This window comes from Thermophagus xiamenensis, assembly GCF_900112795.1.
Taxonomy (GTDB): domain Bacteria; phylum Bacteroidota; class Bacteroidia; order Bacteroidales; family Marinilabiliaceae; genus Thermophagus; species Thermophagus xiamenensis.
Window position 1 is genome coordinate 55,235 of the sequence record NZ_FONA01000014.1, and the last position, 21,070, is coordinate 76,304.

Annotated in this window: 14 protein-coding genes; 8 read left to right on the forward strand and 6 right to left on the reverse strand. The window is 39.0% G+C overall.

Going from position 1 to position 21,070, the window contains the following annotated elements:
• Nucleotides 1-369: 369 nt before the first annotated feature.
• Nucleotides 370-1,062, forward strand: coding sequence for a head GIN domain-containing protein (locus BM130_RS09675; RefSeq protein WP_010527824.1), 693 nt, complete (start codon nt 370-372; stop codon nt 1,060-1,062).
• On the opposite strand, the gene BM130_RS09680 is transcribed toward BM130_RS09675, so the two are convergent.
• Nucleotides 1,059-1,325, reverse strand: coding sequence for a YkgJ family cysteine cluster protein (locus tag BM130_RS09680; RefSeq protein ID WP_010527825.1), 267 nt, complete (start codon nt 1,323-1,325; stop codon nt 1,059-1,061). The genes BM130_RS09675 and BM130_RS09680 overlap by 4 nt on opposite strands.
• Before the next feature lie 324 nt (nt 1,326-1,649).
• Here BM130_RS09680 and sfsA point away from each other — a divergent pair, with 324 nt between their 5' ends.
• Nucleotides 1,650-2,351, forward strand: coding sequence for a DNA/RNA nuclease SfsA (sfsA, locus tag BM130_RS09685; RefSeq protein ID WP_010527826.1), 702 nt, complete (start codon nt 1,650-1,652; stop codon nt 2,349-2,351).
• Between the two features lie 197 nt (nt 2,352-2,548).
• Here the strand turns inward: sfsA and BM130_RS09695 are convergent, their stop codons facing one another.
• The 5 genes from BM130_RS09695 to BM130_RS09715 all read right to left on the reverse strand — a co-directional run bounded on the left by BM130_RS09695 (nt 2,549) and on the right by BM130_RS09715 (nt 7,922).
• On the reverse strand, nt 2,549-3,811 hold the full coding sequence (locus tag BM130_RS09695) for an SGNH/GDSL hydrolase family protein (protein ID WP_010527827.1): 1,263 nt from the start codon (nt 3,809-3,811) through the stop codon (nt 2,549-2,551).
• A 164-nt stretch (nt 3,812-3,975) separates the two neighbouring features.
• A complete protein-coding gene (locus BM130_RS09700; RefSeq protein ID WP_010527828.1) occupies nt 3,976-4,854 on the reverse strand; it encodes a carbon-nitrogen hydrolase in 879 nt (292 codons plus the stop codon).
• Between the two features lie 11 nt (nt 4,855-4,865).
• The gene (locus BM130_RS09705) at nt 4,866-5,942 is read right to left on the reverse strand and encodes an agmatine deiminase family protein (protein WP_010527829.1); all 1,077 of its coding nucleotides are present in this window, start codon (nt 5,940-5,942) and stop codon (nt 4,866-4,868) included.
• A gap of 67 nt (nt 5,943-6,009) precedes the next feature.
• A complete protein-coding gene (locus BM130_RS09710; RefSeq protein WP_010527830.1) occupies nt 6,010-6,894 on the reverse strand; it encodes a DUF3078 domain-containing protein in 885 nt (294 codons plus the stop codon).
• A gap of 200 nt (nt 6,895-7,094) precedes the next feature.
• The gene (locus BM130_RS09715; protein ID WP_010527831.1) at nt 7,095-7,922 is read right to left on the reverse strand and encodes a mechanosensitive ion channel family protein; all 828 of its coding nucleotides are present in this window, start codon (nt 7,920-7,922) and stop codon (nt 7,095-7,097) included.
• A gap of 602 nt (nt 7,923-8,524) precedes the next feature.
• Here BM130_RS09715 and BM130_RS09720 point away from each other — a divergent pair.
• From BM130_RS09720 to BM130_RS09745, 6 genes are all read left to right on the forward strand, one after another.
• Nucleotides 8,525-11,686: a SusC/RagA family TonB-linked outer membrane protein gene (locus tag BM130_RS09720; RefSeq protein WP_010527832.1), complete on the forward strand. Its 3,162-nt coding sequence runs from the start codon at nt 8,525-8,527 to the stop codon at nt 11,684-11,686.
• A 19-nt stretch (nt 11,687-11,705) separates the two neighbouring features.
• Nucleotides 11,706-13,238 (forward strand): RagB/SusD family nutrient uptake outer membrane protein, encoded by a 1,533-nt coding sequence (locus BM130_RS09725; protein ID WP_029626620.1) that lies wholly within the window; start codon nt 11,706-11,708, stop codon nt 13,236-13,238.
• Nucleotides 13,239-13,342: 104 nt separating this feature from the next.
• On the forward strand, nt 13,343-15,058 hold the full coding sequence (locus tag BM130_RS09730) for a hypothetical protein (protein WP_010527834.1): 1,716 nt from the start codon (nt 13,343-13,345) through the stop codon (nt 15,056-15,058).
• 437 nt (nt 15,059-15,495) lie between these two features.
• Entirely contained in the window at nt 15,496-17,661 is a 2,166-nt protein-coding gene (gene bglX / locus BM130_RS09735; RefSeq protein WP_237706140.1) for a beta-glucosidase BglX, read from the forward strand.
• A gap of 221 nt (nt 17,662-17,882) precedes the next feature.
• Complete coding sequence (locus tag BM130_RS09740; protein WP_052298956.1) at nt 17,883-18,686, forward strand: glycoside hydrolase family 16 protein; 804 nt, start codon at nt 17,883-17,885, stop codon at nt 18,684-18,686.
• Nucleotides 18,687-18,843: 157 nt separating this feature from the next.
• Nucleotides 18,844-20,685 (forward strand): family 16 glycosylhydrolase, encoded by a 1,842-nt coding sequence (locus tag BM130_RS09745; protein WP_010527837.1) that lies wholly within the window; start codon nt 18,844-18,846, stop codon nt 20,683-20,685.
• The last annotated feature ends 385 nt before the right edge of the window (nt 20,686-21,070 follow it).

The following is a 21,070-nucleotide window of genomic DNA, read 5'->3' on the forward strand; positions in this document are numbered from 1 at the left end:
TAGATTTTTAAACTTCAATTTACTAATGAATTTAAAAATATATTGCAAATGACCTTAATTTTTCATCCGTATAAAATTTACTTAAATCATTGGTCGGATGGAACTCGCATGGCTTAATAAATTTTATACATGCTCTTTTGTGGCAAAAGTCGCCATGCTCGTTTCATTAAAATAGGATTTCAAATAATTATAAACTGAACTCTTAGGTATTATTTTTGATGTATATAATGAACCTTGTCAATTTGCGTTGATAGTTTTGAATTGATTTTTGCATGTTTATCGAAAAAAATAAAAATTTTTGATTCCATGTGACAATAATTGAAAATAATAAAGGTTAAATATATTTTTTTAATTCTAAAATTTGTGAGCATGAAGCGAATATTTGTATCCCTTTTATCCATTTCTTTTGGTTTGTTTTTGTTTGCCCAGGAGGGGCAGGAGAATATGAATAAAGAGACGAGAATAATTAAGGATTTTAATAAATTAAAGGTTACCAAAGGTATAAATGTAACCTTGATTAAAGGTGACGAACCAAAAGCAGAGATTAATATTGTTAATGCACCTACATCGGATGTTATTATAGAGAATGATCAAAATGAGTTGACAGTTAAAATGCGCACCAAAGTTTATCAGGACGTTAAGGTGCAGGTTTATCTCACTTATACCGATATTCGTTCCATATCTGTTGGTTCAGGAGGAAATGTAGACAATGAAGGTGTATTGACAGCCAAATTGTTAACTCTAGATGCCGGACTTGATGGAGTTATTAACTTGAATGTTGAGGTGGATGCGCTCGAGGCGACTGTTTCTGCCTCCAGGATAGCTTTAGAGGGCTATTCTAAAACGATAGAAGTAAAGGCATCGACAGGAGGCAAATTTCAGGGTGAAAGACTTGAAGCAGAAAAGGCTTACATTGCAGCAAATACCGGTGGAATTGTATCAGTAAACGTTTCCGGTCTATTAGACGCAAAAGCATCAACAGGTGCAACCGTGGAATATACAGGTAATCCTCAAAAACTGAACATAAAAGAAACACTTGGTGGAAAAGTTGAAAAAATTTAGTTGCCTGATTTTGTTATTATTCCATTTTCCAGTTCAGTAAGTATCTTCAAGGCTTCGCAACGGTTTTGTCCGCAAATAATTTCTTCGGGTTTAAAACCGCTGCATACCTGCGGGCGGTCGGGTGAGTGAAATATGGCACACCGATAATCTTCAGTGAGATGAATACAGGTAACCCCGGCCGGCTTCCCTTTTGGCATGCCAGGTATATATGAAGAGATAGAGGGTGCAATACAACATGCACCGCAACTTTGACGACATTTCATGGAATATTGTCTTTTTTGCAAAGAATTAAATTATCCGGCTGAATTCCAATTTATTCCGGTTAAAAAGTTTAAAATAGACGGCGATAATTATTTTATTTAAATAAAAAGAACCAATATAAGAATCAAATAAAGGCGAATTGGCTTTTATCGCTGAAAAATATGTTTAAAAAATATTTTGGCAGAAGGAATAATGGTGAAAAAATGGTGTTACTATTAGGTTATTAGAACGGACTTATTTCAGTATTTTTAAAAACTGAGGATAATAATCTGAAATTCAACTTTTTATCCCTCCGTTAGCCAATGAATTAAATAACTTTAATACGAATGCAATTTAAAAAAGAGTTAGTGCATGGCCGATTAATTCGGCGATACAAGCGATTTCTTACGGATGTCGAATTGGATGACGGTACTCAGGTGTTGGCGCATTGTACCAACAGCGGATCTATGAAAAGTTGTTTAGAGGAAGGAGCGGAAGTTTATTTGTCGCCGGTCGATGACCCTAAACGCAAAACCCAATATACTTGGGAGATGATTCGCATTAACAATAATTGGGTCGGTATTAATACTAGTCATCCCAATAAATTAGCTGTTGAAGCTCTGCAAAACAATTCTATAACCGGTTTAGAGGGATACGCCCATATTGTTCCGGAATGTAAAATACAAGACAGCCGGCTCGATATCATGGCTGAAAATGAAAAGGAAACCTGCTTTATCGAAGTTAAAAATGTAACGCTTAAAGAGGGTCCTTATGCCTTGTTTCCGGATGCCATCACGTCAAGGGGACTCAAACACCTTGAGACTTTAATGCGATTAAAGGAAGAAGGGTATAGGGCAGTCATGCTTTACATAATTCAACGGATGGATGTGGAACTATTTGCTGCAGCAAAAACGATTGATCCGGCCTATGCGGAAGCACTTAACAGGGCTGTGGATAAAGGTGTAGAGGTATTCCCTGTACAAGCGGAAGTATCGCCCACTGGGATCTTTTTGAAAAGGGTTTTGCCTTTTGTTCAAGATAATGTTTAAGAATAAAAAAGCATGGATATTTCCGGTTAGCGAACATGCCATTCATTTTCTATACTTTAATCTAATTTGTTGGTCGAATGAAACTCTTATGACCAATCTTTATAGATGCATATTCTTTGTAACCAACCTTCCAGGTAATGACTATTTGGCTGGCTTCAATAATATCCATGCTTATATTTTGTGGGATAAGTAAAGTTTTAATAAAATAATTTTAGATCAATAATATCACCCATCACTTTATGTCCTTTTTCATTGGGATGTAAATAATCTCCATCATGAAGGTCTTCTCTCATTTCTGTAGGGTGTTGTGGATTTTGAACTGCTTTGTCAAAGTCGATAATTGCATCGAATTGACCGCTGTTACGAATCCAGTTATTAACTGTTTTACGGGCTGATTCTCGGAAGTCTGTGTAATAAAAGGATTTTCCAAATGGCATGATGGTAGCACCATAAACCTTGATGTTGTGTTTATGAGCTTTTTGAATCATTTCTTTATAGGCATTAATCAATTTTTGAGCTGTTTGGGCCGCACTAGTACTGTCTGAAGTCTGCCCAATATCATTAACTCCTTCGAGTATAATGAGCCATTTTACCCCATTTTGACCAAGAACATCTCTATCAAAGCGGTCGAGGGCTGAAGGACCCAGGCATTGACGTAGAACGCAGTTTCCACCAATCCCTTGGTTTAGAACTGATATATGTTGTGTCTCGGGATGCTTTAATAGATTTTCCGATAATATATCGGGCCATCGATTTTGTTTATTGGTGCCGGATCCACGACCATCAGTTATGGAATTACCAAGGGTTACAATGGCGGCGGAGGTTAGAGGCGCTTTTACCTCAATGGTATTGATGACATACCAATGATCCGTTTGCTTGCCGTTAAATACAGTATCCGAAACATGATTACCTTCCATTAAATACGATGTGGTTCGAGAGCCCGGGTGTCCAGTTATGTCGGGTGATGTTTGCCCAAAATAAATGGTAATTGCCAAATCCATTCTGGGTTTAAGATTAAAAGCTATCGGGTCTGAATAGACAGATGACCCAGGCTTCATTGTCACTTCCGTTTTGCCGGAAAAGTTTAGTTCTTTTATGGTTGACGGATCAATGGAACTTCCTCCGGTAGATGCTGCAATTTGAACTTGTTGTAAAGTTACCGGATTGCTGCTAAAGGTATTAGAAAATTTTACTCTAAGGGTGTCGCCACCAATCGAAACACGAACTATTTGCCTTAAAGTATTATTGGTTAATCCGGGCGAGGGTGGCATATTGTGAGGTTCTACCAATTGTGGAGATGTACTCCATGTACCTACCCATTGCGATTGTTGGGATGTTTGGGTATTTGCACATCCATAATTCATTAAAGAAATTGCCACTACTCCTGCAAAAAGAGTTGAAAAAAGAGAGAAAATTGAGCTGGATCTTTTTCCCTTTTTCAAAAATTCTTGTATAACCATGGTATATAAGCTTAATTAATTTAAAACTTTTACATAATATTTAGTTGCTAACATATACAAAGCAAATTAATATTCAACATGTCTAATAATGGTATTACCCTGTTCTTTTCTGTTCCGTGTAGTAATTTAAAGAATTTATTGATCGATAGGTTTCAAAATATTTATTAATCTATAAATCTTTTAGATATACCATTATAAGCATCAATTCTTCGGTCCCTGAAAAAAGGCCAGATGCGTCGAACTGTTTCCGAACGGCCTAAGTCGATGTCAACCAAAAGATTAATTTCTCGGTCGGTAGGGGCTTCGGTTAAAATTTCGCCTTGTGGGCCTGCCGCAAAACTATTGCCCCAAAATTGAATCCCTTGTGTCATTTCGGAAGGGTCTGGTTCGTGACCTACGCGGTTAACTGCAATTACCGGTAGGCCATTGGTTACGGCATGTCCTCGTTGTGCTAGCATCCAGGCATCTTTTTGTCGAGTTTTCTCTTCCTGGCTGTCGGTTGATTCCCATCCAATAGCAGTAGGGAATATAAGAAGGTCGGCACCACGTAAGGCCATTAATCTGGCTGCTTCGGGGAACCATTGATCCCAGCATACCAGGATACCTAAACGTCCCACGCTGGTACTGATAGGTTTAAAGTCTAAATCACCCGGTGTAAAATAAAACTTCTCATAATAGGCAGGGTCATCAGGAATGTGCATCTTTCGGTATTTGCCTGCAATTGATCCGTCTCGTTCCAGTACTACAGCCGTATTGTGGTAAAGGCCCGGTGCTCGTTTTTCGAAAAGAGAGGTTACTAATACAACCTTCAGTTCTGCAGCTAGTTTCCCAAAACGGTTTGTCGATGGTCCTGGAATACTTTCAGCCAAATCAAAATTTTTTGTGTCCTCGGTTTGACAAAAATACAGCGTATTGTGAAGTTCTTGCAATACGATGAGTTCTGCTCCTTGTTTTGCCAGCTCACGAATACTTTGTTCCAGGCGTTTTATGTTGTCTTCTGTATTTTTCGTATTTTTTTGTTGAACTAATCCTAGCTTTAACATATTAACTTCTTTTATTTTTCGATATCAGAATTCAGAATCTTTTTATTAACAACTCCTTGGTGTAATTGCATGGTAACACAATGCAAGGAACCGTGTTGTTGAATTAACGGTCGGCAATCAATGCCAATAACTTTCCGGCTTGGAAATACTCCTTGCAAGATTTTTTGTGCTATGAGGTCTTTATCACTGCCATAAAAAGGCATCAATACTGTTTGGTTGGTAATTAAAAAATTGGCATAAGTGGCCGGTAATCTTTGATTACCATCAAAAATTGGGTCAGCCATTGGTAATGGTATCAGTTTGTATGGTCGACCTTGTAAAGTTTTGAATTGAGAGAGTTGCTTTTCCATCCTGGTTAAAGCTTCATAGTGTTCGTCATCAGGGTCATCGGCTTGAACGTATACGATGGTTTCTGTATCGCAAAATCTGGCCAGGGTATCAATATGGCTGTCGGTATCGTCGCCTGCCAAATATCCATGATCTAACCAAAGCAAACTATCGGCACCCAGTTTCTGTTTGAGGATAGTTTCGATCTCCTTTTTTGAGCTGGCATCATTACGGTTAGGTGATAATAAGCATTGAGATGTCGTAAGAATTATTCCTGCTCCATTGGATTCTACACTGCCTCCTTCCAATACAAAATTGAGATGGTTGTGGCGAATAACTTCCGGAGCAAATATATTGTGCTTAAAAAGATTCTGGGTTATAAGATTATCTTTGTTTGCCGGAAATTTCAATCCCCATCCGTTGAATTGGAAATCAAGTGCTATGTATTTTCCTTTTTCCGAGACCATTAGAGGACTAAAGTCTCTAGCCCAGGTATCATTGGTCGATATGGGAACAGGGTATATGCGCTTAGGATTTTTGAACAAGGATAAGGTGAAGCTTTCGTCATCAGGATCAACAATTAATATCACATCCTGAGATTGAGTAATGGCATCTATAATGCCACAATAGCATTTTTGAACATCCTCTAACAGAGGAGCCCAGTCGCTATTTTTGTGCGGCCATGCCAACAGAATTGCATCCTGGGGTTCCCATTCGGCCGGGAATATGCGTTGATGGCTCGTAATATGTGTTCTATTCATAAATAAGTCCGTCGTTGGTAATTTCGGACTTCAAAAATGGGAAAATTTTACGATATCCGTTAGCACTTTAAAATTTGAAATTGATGCCAAAACCAAATAATTGTTTAAACTGGATTCGGGCACCTCGTTCCACGCCTTCATCGGTAATGTATTTTATATCATCATCAAAAAGTAATGTGGTTCCCAAATTTGCTGAAAGAAAACTGTTTACTCTAAAATCAAATTTTGTTTCCCATTCCACATCTATATTTTGGGGATTATTGGAGTAATTGGAAAATAGATCCAATCGAGTCATGAAATCAACATTTTCAATAATGTTTTCTTTTTTAAAGATCGATTTGAGGGAAGCGCCAAATTCGGAGCGGACGTTCTTTCCCGGATCCACACCGAAAGCTCCCTGTTGAGAGAGCTCATCATCGTTAACAATGGTCCATTTTCCTGTAAGCGGGGAAAGGTAAAGCGAAAAATTATCGTTGGGTTTGTAATCCATACCCAAAGAAAGTAACAAATAGGCAGGTGATAAAAATTTTGAGGTAAGAATACTATTTTCCGGCGGATCCTTGTAGCCCTTATCCAGCTGTGTTTTAAAATCGGCTAATGCTGTATAATACCAAAACCTTGAGGCTTGACGACCATATTTAGAGACCAGTTGAAACCGGTCTTCGGTTTTTATCATATTCTCTGCTCCTTGTTTTGTGAGGCCGTAGCCAACATCTAGGGTGTTTTCCCATGCGGTTTTCCCTTTTGTATAATTCATAAAGGCATTAAACAAGAAGGTGCCCGAAACAGAGTTTTCTCCTCCTGCTGCCCAGTTGGTAAGTGAAACCTGTGAAAAATTGATTGCTGTACTTCCACCTGACTTCCAGTGTCGCGTGGTGTCGGGTTCGGATTGCGAAAAGGCAGAAATGTTAATGATTGCTATAATTGATAGAAATGCTAAGTGGATTCTCATGAGTATAAAGTTTAAATATGTTTAGGGTTAAATAAATCACCCATGACCATAGTTTATTCAAGTTATTGTATTGAAAACGTTTTATCGGGATTTGGTCGTTCCATTCGCTAAAAGATTATTTTTTCCGAAATAATACGTTGCAATAAACAAGAAGGAGGACAAGAAATTTTTTCTGTGTCTCTCCCTCTTTAGTAGATAATTTATTTCGACTGAATTAGATGCACGTCTGTTTGCGGGTAAGGAATGGATATTCCCTGACGATCAAATTCTTTTTTTACCGTTTCCTGAAGGTCAAAGAAGATTCCCCAGTAGTTGGAGGCTTCGGCCCATACTCGTACTACGAGGTCAACAGAACTGTCGCCCAGATTTATCACTCCAATGAAAGGGGCCGGCTCCTTCAGAATACGAGAGTCTTTTTCAATAATGCTAAGTATCAGATTTTTTGCTTTGTCAATATCATCGTCATATCCGATGCCAAAGGTGAAGTCCACTCTTCGTTGTGGTTCCTTGGAATAATTTACCATAGAACCTGTTGACAGAGCTCCGTTGGGTAGAATGACCGTTTTGTTGTCGGGTGTTTTTAAAATCGTGTGAAATATCTGGATTTCGCTTACAGTTCCCGATTCGCCCTGAGCAGTAATATAGTCGCCCACTTTAAAGGGTTTGAACATCAGAAGCATTACCCCGCCCGCAAAGTTTTGAAGGGAGCCGCTCAATGCCATGCCGATCGCCAAACCTGCGGCACCTAATACCGCAATAAATGAGGTCATTTTGACTCCAAGCATCGAAATCACACTAATGATAAGCATTATCTTGAGAGCAATGCTACTTACACTTAACAGAAATGACTGAAGACCGGGATCCATATCCCGTGCCCTAAATAATTTTTTCATTCCTTTCATTAACAGAGAGATGATCCATAAACCTACAATTAATGTAATAATGGCTATGAGAAGCTGCCCTCCGTACTTAATAACAAATCCCATGATTTGTTCAGGATTACTGAACCAGTTTTTAATGTTTTCCATTTCCTTTAATTTATTATTTTACTTAAATGAATTAATAGATTGTTAAATACTAACAGCCTTTTTTTAGCTTTGGATAAGTTTGACCATGAAAGTCATCAATTTTATATTCATGACTTTACAAATCTTGATCAAGGTATGAAAAAGATATCTGTTTGTAAATAATAATTATGTGCATAATATGAATTTTTTTTTACAAAACTATTATTGAAGTTTTTTTACAGTTTATCATTTTTCTGTTCTAGACTTGGAAATTAATATTTATCATTTGGTCTGTTCGGCGATAAAGTTGTTTCAGAAAAGCTTTGGCTTTTGATTTTTCTTCTTACTACCAACCTACATTTTTAACCTCCTATTTAGTAAATGTTATTATTTGTTATTTGTTGTTCCATAAAAAAAACATAGAATGAGTTGTTGTAAATTATTTAATTTGATGTGTGGATTTCGTAATGAGCTGTTGAATAGTATATTAGAAGTTTATATATGAGTTTTTTGTGAGTTAAAAAATGTATAATGATGAGTTTTTTATGTGGTGAAAAATTAGGGTTGGTTAACATTTTGCCCTTAATATTGCACATGATTAAAACATATAAATCAGTTTTGTTATGAGAAAAATAATTGGAATAATTTTTTTATTGATGTGGACCATTTTGGTGTCTGCTCAACAAATTACCGTTACTGGTCGGGTGACGTCGGCTTATGACGGTAATCCCATACCCGGAGTAAGTATTGTAGAAAAAGGTACTACTAATGGGACGATCTCCCTGGTAGATGGAACTTATACCTTAACACTTCCTGAAGGAGCAACGATGCTCTTTACTTTTATTGGCATGAAACCGGTAGAGGTTATTGCCGACCAAAGCATTATTAATGTTGTAATGGAAGAAGAAGTAACTGGCCTTGAAGAGATCGTTGTTGTAGGTTATGGTGTGCAGAAAAAAAGTGTAGTAACTGCAGCTATTAGTAGTGTTTCTGCGGAAGATCTTGAAAAGAATACGCCCTCGCGTATCGAAGATGTTTTAAAAGGTAAAGTTTCGGGGGTACAAATTACACAAAGTTCAGGGCAGCCAGGTTCTGACTCTAAAGTTAGAATTAGAGGTGTCGGTACCATAAATAATAGTGAACCACTTTATATTATAGATGGTATGGCAGTGGATGGTGGAATAGATTTCTTAAATCCAACCGATATTGAGTCGGTTGAAATTTTAAAAGATGCGGCTTCTGCAGCAGTTTACGGGGCACGGGCAGCCAATGGTGTTATTTTGGTGACTACCAAATCCGGAAAGTCGGGGGATGCCCGAATTAATTACGATTTCTCTTATGGCTGGCAAAATCCATGGAAAAAGCGTTCGGTATTAAATGCCCGTGAATATATGATTATAATGAATGAGGCGTTGCTTAATGATGGCAATGCTCCTTTATATAGTGATGAGGAAATTGCTAATGCCGGCGCGGGTACCGACTGGCAGGATGAAACCTTTTATTACGATGCGCCTATTCAAAATCATCAATTAAGCATAAGTGGCGGAAGTGATGTTGCTACTTATTTTGTTTCATTTGGTTACTTCAAACAAGATGGTATTGTTGGAGGTAATTATGGTCGGTCCAATTATGAACGTTACAGTATTAGAGCAAATAATATCTATAATGTATTTAAAGCAGATCGTAGTTTCCTGAAAAATTTGAAAGTAGGAGTTAATGCAGGTTATTCAAGGATTAAATCTTCCGGAATTGAAACTAATTCGGAATATGGTTCTGTTTTGGGTAGTGCTTTAGCTTTTAATCCAACTATTCCTGTTTATGCCACTAATCCCGAAGAAGTGTTAGCTGAACATCCTACTGCTGTTACAGATGACCAAGGGCGGGTTTATTCTATCCCTCCTTCCGGATTTCAGGAAATAGCTAACCCGGTGGCTATGTTAGATGCCCCTACTGGTAGTGAAGGTAATTCAGATAAATTTGTTTCAACATTTTGGGGGGAACTTGACATTATTGAAGGACTTAAATTTAAGTCGAGTTATGGTGTTGACCTGGCTTTTTGGGGTAATGATGGATATACCTTTGAACATTTTCTGGCCACTCAAGGCAAAGATTATACTCAAAGTCATGTCTATTCAAATATGCATCGGGGATTTAAGTGGCAGGTTGAAAATACGCTTACCTATTCCAAAAGCTTTAATGACCTTCATAATCTTACTGTCTTGCTTGGACAATCGGCACAGGAATACAAACTCCGTCAATTGTATGGCGACGATTACGACCTTTTGGAAAATGATCCCAATAAAGCAGTTATCGATTATGCAATAGCAGACCGGGATGAAGAAAGAGTTTCAGGTGGTACAGGGGGATTCTCTTCTGAAACATTGGCCTCTTATTTCGGTCGAGTTGATTACAATTTTAAAGAAAAATATATGTTTCAGGCCACAGTGCGCCGGGACGGTTCATCTCATTTTGGACCTAATAATAAGTGGGCTGTATTTCCTTCGTTTTCGCTGGGTTGGAATCTTACCAACGAAGCTTTTATGGATGGCCGACCCGACTGGTTTACTTATTTAAAACTACGTGCCAGCTGGGGAAAAAATGGTAACGAAAGAATTGGAAACTTTGCTTATACTTCTTTAATGGACGGCAACCAAAATTACTATTTTGGTTCGGGAGATTATTCTACCATGCAATATGGTGCCAGCCCTTCCCGAATTGCCAATCCCGACCTTAAATGGGAAGAATCAGAACAGATTGATATTGGCTTCGACTCAAGATTTTTCAATAGCGCTTTGATTTTTGGCTTTGATTATTTTAAAAAGACAACCAATGGTATGTTGATGGAGCAACCAATTCCTTCGTATGTGGGGAAAGGTGCACCGTTAGCTAATGCCGGTGAAATGGAAAATAGCGGTTTGGAGTTTGAATTAACGTACAACGGAAATATTGGAGAGTTCAAGTATACCATAAGTGGTAATGCTTCTTACCTAAAAAACAAACTTATTGACATGGGTAATGAGTCGGGAGAGCAAATTTATGAAAGTGCTGGTGCTACCGGTATTGGCGATTTTGTTAAAGGAATGAATGGTGAAGTATTCCCCTTCTTTTATGGTTACAAAGTTGGTGGAATATTGCAAAATGAAGCCGAAGCGGCTGAGTATAATGAAACGTACGGCCAAAATGCACAGCCGGGAGATGTTAGATTTCTGGACATTGCTGGTGCTTTCGATGAGAACGGAAATCCCATTCCTGACGGTAAAATAACAGATGCTGACCGTACTAAAATTGGGAAGGGAATGCCCGACTGGACTTTTGGTCTCAATTTTAATGCTGAATGGAAAAATTTTGACCTTTCAATGTTCTTCCAGGGTAGTTACGGGAATGATATTTTCGATTACTCCATAAGAGGTGATATCCCGGCAATGAATCGGCCGTCATGGATACTTGATCGATGGGTAGGTGAAGGAACTTCCAATTGGATTCCCCGTGTTACGCGTGAAAATCCAAATGGAAACTGGAGATCTTCTGAATTGTATATTAAAGACGGTTCATATGTGCGGTTAAAAAATATTCAGTTAGGATATACTTTACCTCAAAATATTTTAAAAGTTGCTAATATAGACCGATTAAGAATTTATGTTTCTGCTGAGAACCTGCTTACTTTAACTGATTATGATGGTTTTGACCCTGAAATAGCTTCTGGTGATTATACTACTATTGGTATCGATCGTGGAATTTATCCGCAGGCACGCACTATTTCTGTTGGTGCAAACATTACTTTCTAACCTTAAAATGAATACTGTTATGATTAAATATTTCAAAATATTTGCACTTACCGCTTTGGTCGGTTTATCCTCTTGCGGTGAAGATTTCCTGACAGCCTATCCTACTGCTTCTCAGGAAGCCGGAGGTGATGCCACTCTCGGAGCTATCGAGGCTAATGTCGCTTCGGCTTATCAAATTTTATTATTTGACAGCTATGCCGACTATCAGTATAACAGCATCGTTTTGATGTCTGATTTGCGTTCCGATGATATTTTTAAAGGCGGTGGGGATGCCGGTGATCAAGCTCAATTATACCGTCTTTCGCAGTTAGATGCCACTCCTCTGGAACTTCCAGAAGGATTATGGAATATTTATTATAGTGGTCTTAGCCGAGCAAATAACGCCATTATAGCTTGCCTAAATGCGGTGGATGTTTCCCAAGACGATTTAAATAGGTTAAGTGCCGAAGCCCATTTCTTGCGCGCCTATTATGTTCACTGGCTTTGGAAATTCTGGGGTAATATCCCTTATTTCGAGGAAGACCTTGATGCACCTTTTATGGCACCTCAATATACTGCTGATCAGATTTATGAAGAATTAATCGAGGATTTGGATTATGCAATTGAGGGAGATAAATTACCCATGAGCGTTGACGATGCTGATGACGGTCGGGTGACAAAGGCTGCGGCCATGATGCTTAAAGCCAGAGTTGTGATGTATCAGCAGGATGAAAGTAGGTATGGTGAAGTATTGGCCGATATGGTAGAAATAATTAATAGTGGGGCCTATAAATTAGTGGATAATTATGCTTCTATTTGGGTAAGAGAAGGGGAATTTTGCGACGAATCTATATTTGAAGTAAACCATTTGCCTGAAGGAAAAGACTGGGGAGCCGCTTGGCAAGGCTATGGTACCAACCTACCTGCTTTTATTTCTCCAAATGAGTTGAATGGTGTTGATTTGTTAAGTGGTGAATCCGATTTTGTCGGCGGTTGGGGGTTTGGGCCGGTTAGACCCGAAATTCCAAGCATCTTTGAAGATGGTGATGAACGATTGGCTGCTTCCGTAAACCAATTCGAAGATGGAACCTATACTGAACGGTTTCAGAATACCGGTTTATTCTTAGCCAAATATGCCGCCCGAGAAGGATATAATGATGCCCCCTATACAGTTGACTTGAATTATGAAAACAATCTTCGGATTTTTCGGTATGCCGAAACTTTGTTAAATGCTGCTGAGCTAATAGCAATGCATGGTGTGGCACCTGTTGGAGGTATTACGGCTCAGTGGTGCCTGGACGAGGTTAGAAAACGGGCACTTAATAATAATTTCGTTTCAATTCCTGCAACAGAAGAAAATATAAAACTTGAACGAAGACGTGAATTTCTCGGTGAAGGTATGCGTTTTTGGGATTTAGTTCGGTGGGGCGATACCGATGTCTTAACCGAAAATATCCCTGAATATTCATCTGTTAGAACATGGGAGCCTTATAAAAAGTATTTGCCTATTCCTCAATCCGAAATCGACAGAACTGAGGGGGAATTTAAACTCAACCAAAATCCTGGTTATTAGGCAGAAAAATAATTTATCGCTTGTTCTTTTATTATTATATGAAAATTGATTGATATTAAATGTTTTGGAATTGAGCGTCTTATAATTTAAAATTCATAATGACTATGTATAAATTTGGAATAATATTAGTTTTAACATCATTGTTGTTTGTGGGATGTGACCCGCAAGAGGATGATGTGCCCAATATAGGCAGTGCCCCTGACGAAAGTCAGTTGGATTTCACTATTACCCAAGATTCTGAAGATGAGTTTAATTATATTTTTGAAAACACCTCTTCTGTTACAGGAATCGCGACATGGGATATAAATGGCTCTCGTTTGGTGGGAAATCAGGTAACTCAAAGATTTCCACTCCCCGGTGACCATGAAATTACCATGACGCTTGCAACAAAAGGCGGATCTGCCAGTATTACAAAAACTTTGACCACTGAGAATACCGATTACGCTTTTCTAGAAAGTGATGAAATGAAGCTCCTTTCAGGTGGTGTTGATGCCTTGGACGGTAAAACCTGGGTGCTGGATAGTTTGGCTGCTGGTCATATTGGCGTCGGTCCTGCCGGTTCTGATGGTCTGGAGTGGTGGGCAGCAACACCTCTAGAAAAACAAGGGGTGGGAGTTCTTTATGATGATAAAATGACATTTAAACTAATAGGATTTGAATTTATTCTTGAAAACCATGGCGAAAGTTATGTGAAGAGTTTTCAAAAGGACAATGCTGCTTATAGTAACCAGGAAGAAAGAGAAGGGGACTGGAAAGTTGATTTCATGCCCGGGCAAGCTACTTGGTCATTGGAAGAAACGGACGATGGAGGATGGAATCTTATTTTAAGTTCTCCCGACGGGCCCATTTTCCCAATTTTTGATGTGGGGGCTGTTGGCAACAAATATGAGATTTTGACTCTTGAGGAAAATAAACTGGAACTAGTGGCAACAGGGGGCGACGATAATGCATGGCATCTTAAATTTATTCCAGAAGGATATGTTAAACCTCAGGTAGAATATGAAATCGAAGTGACACCTACCGGAAATATAAATGAGTATGCTGTAGGTATTACTAATGTTGCTTTGCCCGAGGGTATCTCTATTAGTAAGGTAATTGTTGACTTTGGAAATGGAACAATATTAGAAACTTCCGATTTTACTGAAGCCTTGACGGAAACATATATGAGAGCAGCACCTTATACCGTCACCGTATCCGTGGTGGCATCCAATGAAACCCTTTCCTCTTCTACAACAATAAATGTAGAAGAGAATCATCCCGACTATGAACCTTTCTTGTTGGATGAAATGATTGTGTATAACGATTTTAGTGAAGTTATGACCTTTTCTGTCCAGGGGCAAGACTGCAGTGTTTCCGTAGTGAATAATCCTGACAGAGTTTATCCCAACAAATCGGCAATGGTTGCTCTTTATTCTAAAACCAATCAACAGTGGGCCAACGCTTATATGGAATTGCCGGCCGGTTATCGGTTCGATTTAAGAAGTATAAGCACTTTTAAAATGAAAGTTTATGGCGAAGCCGGACAAGAAATTCTTCTTAAACTGGAAAATACTGATTTGGGAGGAAATGCCTGGACAACTGGAGTAGAAGCTCGGTACACTATCCTGAACAGTAATACTTGGGAAGTTGTTGAATTTGACTTTAATGGAGCAACCGCAGCCGACGGAACAACCGATGTAACAAATTCTGATTACGGATATGGTTATTACAATGTTATTCGCATAATGTGTAATCCAGGAAATGGTGAAGGAACGCATGAGTTTTATTTTGATGACCTTTCAGGTCCTCATATAGAAGGAATTAAATCCGCACAACTATAAAACCTATGTTGGAGGGTGTCTGAAATATGATCTTTGTCCGGTAAAACCTTCGGATAACTCATCAATTTTCTGTTTCAAAATGAAACATGCCTTATAGTCCATGAGGAAAATTAGCAACGTTCTGTGAATGTTACTTAAAGGTTTCGAACCGGATCTTAGGAGATTTTAGGGACACCCTCTTTTATTATGTGCTAAGAAATAGAAAAAATTGAATTGAATATTGGATAAAATTTGTAATAGGTTTAAATGTTAGTGTTTACAGTGTTTTGACTAGAAGGCTGTATTTGAGCGTAATTGATTTAAGGGAAAATAAGGCATATAAATTAAAATTTTTGTTTAGTATGAAATTTAAGGGATTGATTTTTTTTGCATTCTTATCTTTTTTTGTTTTTTATGGATGTTCGGGTGAAACTACGTCCGGCAAATCTTCAGGGGAAATGGAACAGAAGATTGAGGCTTTATTATCTGAGATGACTTTGGATGAAAAAATCGGCCAAATGTGCCAGGTTGACCCCGGTGTGTTTGGTACCGAAGAAGAGGTTATTGAAGCGGTTAGAAAAGGGCAGCTTGGTTCTCTGCTTAATTTGATTGGTGCCGGTAAGGTTAACGAAATTCAGCGAATAGCCGTTGAGGAAAGCCGTCTGGGTATACCATTAATCATTGGGCGTGATGTAATTCATGGTTACCGAACTATTTTCCCTATCCCTCTGGGAATGGCAGCTTCCTGGAATGAGGATTTAATTCGTGAAGCAGCCTCAATTGCTGCAAAGGAAGCAGCTTCAGAAGGTATTAACTGGACCTTTGCCCCCATGATTGATGTGAGTCGTGACCCGCGCTGGGGACGTATCGCTGAAAGTGGAGGTGAAGACCCATTATTGAATGCCATGATAGCTAGAGCTATGGTTCAGGGTTTTCAAGGAGATGATTTGGCAAATCCTTTGACCATTGCGGCCTGCGCTAAACATTACATCGGTTATGGTGCTGCAGAAGGTGGACGCGATTACAATACTACTATGATTCCGGATATTGAACTATATAATGTTTATTTACCACCTTATCGTGCAGCAGTAAATGCAGGAGTTGCCACCGTTATGACTGCATTTAATGAAATAAACGGTATTCCTGCCAGTGGTCATCAGCGCAATGTAAGAGGTATTCTAAAAAAAGATTTGGGCTTTGATGGCTTTGTGGTGAGCGATTGGGCATCTATTCAGGAAATGATTGACCACGGTTTTGCTGCTGATGAGAAGCATGCGGCACAACTGGGAATTGCTGCCGGTGTTGACATGGAAATGTCAAGTCGAACTTATGCCAACCACCTTAAAGCCTTGGTCGAAGAAGGGAAAGTAAAAATGGAATGGATTGATGACGCCGTAAGGCGCATTTTAAGAGTGAAATTCCGTCTTGGTTTATTTGATAATCCTTATGTGGATGAGTCATTGGCCGACTCTGTTCTGGTTAATCCTCGTCATCTTGAGGTAGCCCGGAAATTGGCTGAGGAAAGCATTGTCTTGTTAAAAAACAAAAATGAACTGTTACCTCTGAAGAAAGGTACTAAAGTAGCCCTTATAGGGCCTATGGCCGATCAACCTTATGAACAGCTAGGGACCTGGATTTTTGATGGGAATGAAAATGATTCAAAGTCTGTACTGGACGCATTTTATGAATATAACGGTGCCAATAACACATTTTTTGCCGAAGGACTGGCTTATACCCGCGATAAGTCAACCAAAGGGTTTAGAGCGGTTGAGAGGGCTATTGCCCAAGCTGATGTGGTTGTGGCCGTCGTAGGCGAGGAAGCCATCCTTTCGGGTGAAGCCAAATCATTGGCAGAACTCGATTTCGTAGGTGCCCAGAACCAATTGTTGGAACTGGCTGCTTCCAAAGGAAAACCACTAATCATGGTTGTGATGTCGGGTCGCCCGGGTGGGCTATACAAAACCCGGCATTTAGCTGATGCAATCCTCTATGCATGGCATCCGGGAACAATGGCAGGGCCTGCGATCGTTAACCTGATTTTTGGTGAAGCCGTTCCTTCTGCAAAATTGCCCGTTACTTTTCCAAAAGGAGAAGGACAAGTACCCATCTATTACGCACACAAAATGTCGGGACGTCCAGCCGATTCAACATCATGGACTTATATCGATGACATTCCCGTTAAAGCGGTTCAGCATTCTTTAGGAAATACCAATCATACACTTGATTATGGTTTCAAACCACTATACCCCTTTGGTTACGGGTTGTCCTATACAACATTTGAGTATTCCGATATTTCCCTATCTGCCAAAACTATTCAAATTGGGGATGTAATAAAGGTTTCGGCAACTATTACAAATACGGGAAAAAGAGAAGGTACTGAAATTGTTCAGTTGTATGTCCGTGATTTGGTAGGTTCCTATACTCGCCCTGTGCGTGAATTGAAAGATTTTAAGCGCATTACGCTAAAACCCGGAGAAAGTGAAAGGGTAACTTTTGAGTTGAATTCCAGTCAATTGGGATTTTATCATCCCAACGGAAGATATGTGATTGAGCCCGGTGATTTTCATGTTTGGATAGCCCCTAATGCAGCCGATGGATTAATGGGAAAATTCAGATTGGAATAGATCTGTAGACACCGCTTTATTATGTATACTCTTCAGTGTTTAGTTTAAATTTTTTCCCCGTGGTTGTTTATAGGAGGAAGGTCAATAAAATTTGTTAAAAGATTAAGATCGTCTTTAAATCCTGCCAAATATTAATTATTGGCCGATAGGGTTCTTACTATCGGCCAATATTGACATTAAAAAAATGAACTTTAATAATGAGGATTAAATCAGTTTTAAATATGGACTTTAGGAGAAGTTTTTCGTTTTGTTTAATTTTTTTTAATGTATTAGTGATATCGTGTTCCAGTCACAATAGTAAGTATGGCGAATTGGTATGGAACGACGAATTCGATTATGTTGGATTACCGGATGAGAACAAATGGAATTACGACACCATTGGCAATTCCTATGGATGGGGAAATAATGAACTTCAATGCTATACGATTGCCCGTAAAAAAAATGCCTGGGTGGATGGGCAGCATTTACAGTTAACCGCCATTAAGGAATCATGGGACAGTTTTGGTTATACTTCGGCAAGACTTACCACCAAAGGAAAGGGTGACTGGAAATACGGACGCATAGAAGTAAGGGCAAAGGTTCCGGGTGGTCGTGGTATTTGGCCAGCAATATGGATGTTACCTACCGATTGGGAATATGGCAGATGGCCTGAAAGTGGCGAAATAGATATCATGGAGCACGTGGGATATGAACCCGATTCCATCTACACTACTGTTCATACAAAAGCTTTTAATCATACTTTGGGAACCCAAGTAGGCAAAGCCACCTATGTTCCTGATTGCGAAACTGAATTTCATCTGTATGCCATTGAATGGGATGCCGATAAAATTGACTTTTTTATTGATGAAGAAAAGGTATTTACTTTTCGCAACAGCGGTATTGGTCCCGATGAATGGCCTTTCGACAAACGCTTTCATCTATTGTTGAATGTTGCCGTAGGAGGTAACTGGGGCGGTTTACATGGTGTCGATGATGCTATTTTCCCGGCTAAAATGATGGTTGATTTTGTACGCGTTTATCAATAACGCGCATAAGATTTGTGTTATAAAAATAGTATAGTGCACAAGCAAAATGGGTTTTCATTAATTTGATGATTGCTAATAAAGTTGGTTTTCCGTTGCTGGCGAATTATTTTTAAGGTGAGCCCTGATCATATTTTAAACTAATAAAATAGAAAGTAGGATGAATGCAAAAGCCCTGTTATACACTTTCATAAAACCGTTAGGCATATCTCTCGGTGTAATTTGGTTATCTCTTTTTACCGGGATTACCAATAATAGCATGGCACAAGATTGTTCCTATTTGGTATTTTCTGATGAATTTGAATATCAGGGTGCGCCCAACCCTGATTATTGGAACTATGAAACCGGAGGCGGTGGATGGGGAAACAATGAATTGCAAACCTATACCAATAGCCTCGATAATTCATATGTTAGCAACGGAACATTAAAAATTCATGCTCGGAAATCTTCTTCCGGTGCCTGGACCTCAGCTCGGCTTGTAACTTCTGGAAAGGCCGCATGGAAATACGGAACCGTTGAGGTAAGAGCAAAACTCCCTCAAGGGGTGGGAACCTGGCCTGCCATCTGGATGATGCCTCAGAATTCAGTTTATGGAGGTTGGCCCAATAGCGGTGAGATAGACATTATGGAACATGTGGGATATGACCTGGGAATGATTCATGGTTCTATTCATACCGAAGCATATAATCACATTTTGGGCACACAAAAAACTGGTACCATAGAGGTGGAAGATGCACATCTTCAATTTCACACCTATAGCATTCAATGGACTCCTGAAAAAATAACATGGTTCGTCGATGGTGTGGAATTTTTTTCTTTTTCTAATCCTCATATTTCTTATAAGGAATGGCCTTTTGACCAACCTTTCTTTTTGATTTTGAACATAGCCATTGGCGGAAATTGGGGAGGTGCTCAAGGTATTGACCCTGACCTTACCGAGGCAGTTATGGAAATTGATTATGTTAGGGTATATCAATCGACATTGCCAGATTTCTCTGTAAAAGGACCCGATAAGGTACAACCTGGTGAAGAGGCAACTTTCTTTGTTATCCCAATTAGTGGAGTTGCTTATCAATGGTCTTTTCCCCAGGATGTTCAGGTTATTTCAGATGACAATTCCAATGAAGTTATGGTAGAGTGGGGAAGTGAAAGTGGAATGGTGCAATGTAAAATGATTTCTGATTGTGAAGAAAAAACAGCCAATCCTTTATCCATCAATCTTTATCTTGTTCCTGAAGAAGCCCCTTTGGTTTTGGACGCATTAAAAGATGATATTACTCCGGCCTGGATAGTCCCTGAGCAAAGTGGGGGAAATAGCTTTTTATTGGAACCTTCTCAAAAAGGGGTTAAGGTTAGTTATTCCATCGTCAATCCTTTGGAAAACCCGTACATCTCTTTATCTCTAAATTATATTGTTAATCTGGAGGATTATAGAACAGCAAGAGTCAATCTGAGAGTTTTGGATGGGGATGTGCCGAATGTATTGAGGTTCGATTTTGTAGACCGTAACGGTAAAGTTAACACATCCGACTTGTTTAAGATTACTTCAGTGGTTGACGACCAGGAATACCATATCTATCAACACACTTTTGAAGGCAGTGTTTCGACCTGGAATATGGCGGAAATTGTGGAAGTTCGTCTATATGTTAATTATGGAATTACCGGGCAAAAAGGTGAAGGAAGTTTTGAATTAGGCGACATCCAATTAGCACCCCCGGGATTTTTTACTGATATTCCTGATTTTGTTCCAAATGCGCTAAAAATTAGTAGTTTAAATCTATGGCCTAACCCTGTTAGAAACTATATTTATTTTGAATTGGATAATCACCAAAACGGACAATGGCAAATTTTCGCGCAAAACGGTCAATTCATTTCTCAGGGAGTTTATACGGCCGAAGAAAGAAAAATTAAAGTGCCGGATTTAATGAATGGATTGTATTTCATTAGATTGATAAATGATGAGGGAAAGATTTTTGTGGGGAAGGTTTTTGTTGAAAAGTGATGTTGCTGATTAAAAAATCCAGCAATACCCAATGAACAGGATATTATGGCAATGGTGATACGAATGTCTGCCAATTAAGCTCTTTTGCCGGAAATGTTCATCAAACTGTGTCCTTTAATTTTTTTTATTTGGGTCATAGTTTTGTGAATGCTCTTATGCGCAGCATTAAGGGGTTTATGATAAGGGTTGAGAGGTTTATGATAAGCATTAAGAGGTTTATGCGCAGCATTAAGGGGTTTATGATAAGCATTAAGAGGTTTATGCACAGCATTATGGGGTTTATGAGAGGCTTTAAGAGGTTTATGATAAGCATTGAGGGGTTTATGCGCAGCATTAAGAGATTTATGATAAGCTTTAAGGGGTTTATGCAGACTTTTTTGTCCAA

Excerpts from the sequence above, each read along its gene's own strand:
- BM130_RS09675 (WP_010527824.1), top strand. The coding sequence starts at position 370 with ATGAAGCGAATATTTGTATCCCTTTTATCCATTTCTTTTGGTTTGTTT.
- BM130_RS09680 (WP_010527825.1), bottom strand. The coding sequence starts at position 1,325 with ATGAAATGTCGTCAAAGTTGCGGTGCATGTTGTATTGCACCCTCTATC.
- sfsA (WP_010527826.1), top strand. The coding sequence starts at position 1,650 with ATGCAATTTAAAAAAGAGTTAGTGCATGGCCGATTAATTCGGCGATAC.
- BM130_RS09695 (WP_010527827.1), bottom strand. The coding sequence starts at position 3,811 with ATGGTTATACAAGAATTTTTGAAAAAGGGAAAAAGATCCAGCTCAATT.
- BM130_RS09700 (WP_010527828.1), bottom strand. The coding sequence starts at position 4,854 with ATGTTAAAGCTAGGATTAGTTCAACAAAAAAATACGAAAAATACAGAA.
- BM130_RS09705 (WP_010527829.1), bottom strand. The coding sequence starts at position 5,942 with ATGAATAGAACACATATTACGAGCCATCAACGCATATTCCCGGCCGAA.
- BM130_RS09710 (WP_010527830.1), bottom strand. The coding sequence starts at position 6,894 with ATGAGAATCCACTTAGCATTTCTATCAATTATAGCAATCATTAACATT.
- BM130_RS09715 (WP_010527831.1), bottom strand. The coding sequence starts at position 7,922 with ATGGAAAACATTAAAAACTGGTTCAGTAATCCTGAACAAATCATGGGA.
- BM130_RS09720 (WP_010527832.1), top strand. The coding sequence starts at position 8,525 with ATGAGAAAAATAATTGGAATAATTTTTTTATTGATGTGGACCATTTTG.
- BM130_RS09725 (WP_029626620.1), top strand. The coding sequence starts at position 11,706 with ATGATTAAATATTTCAAAATATTTGCACTTACCGCTTTGGTCGGTTTA.
- BM130_RS09730 (WP_010527834.1), top strand. The coding sequence starts at position 13,343 with ATGTATAAATTTGGAATAATATTAGTTTTAACATCATTGTTGTTTGTG.
- bglX (WP_237706140.1), top strand. The coding sequence starts at position 15,496 with ATGGAACAGAAGATTGAGGCTTTATTATCTGAGATGACTTTGGATGAA.
- BM130_RS09740 (WP_052298956.1), top strand. The coding sequence starts at position 17,883 with ATGGACTTTAGGAGAAGTTTTTCGTTTTGTTTAATTTTTTTTAATGTA.
- BM130_RS09745 (WP_010527837.1), top strand. The coding sequence starts at position 18,844 with ATGAATGCAAAAGCCCTGTTATACACTTTCATAAAACCGTTAGGCATA.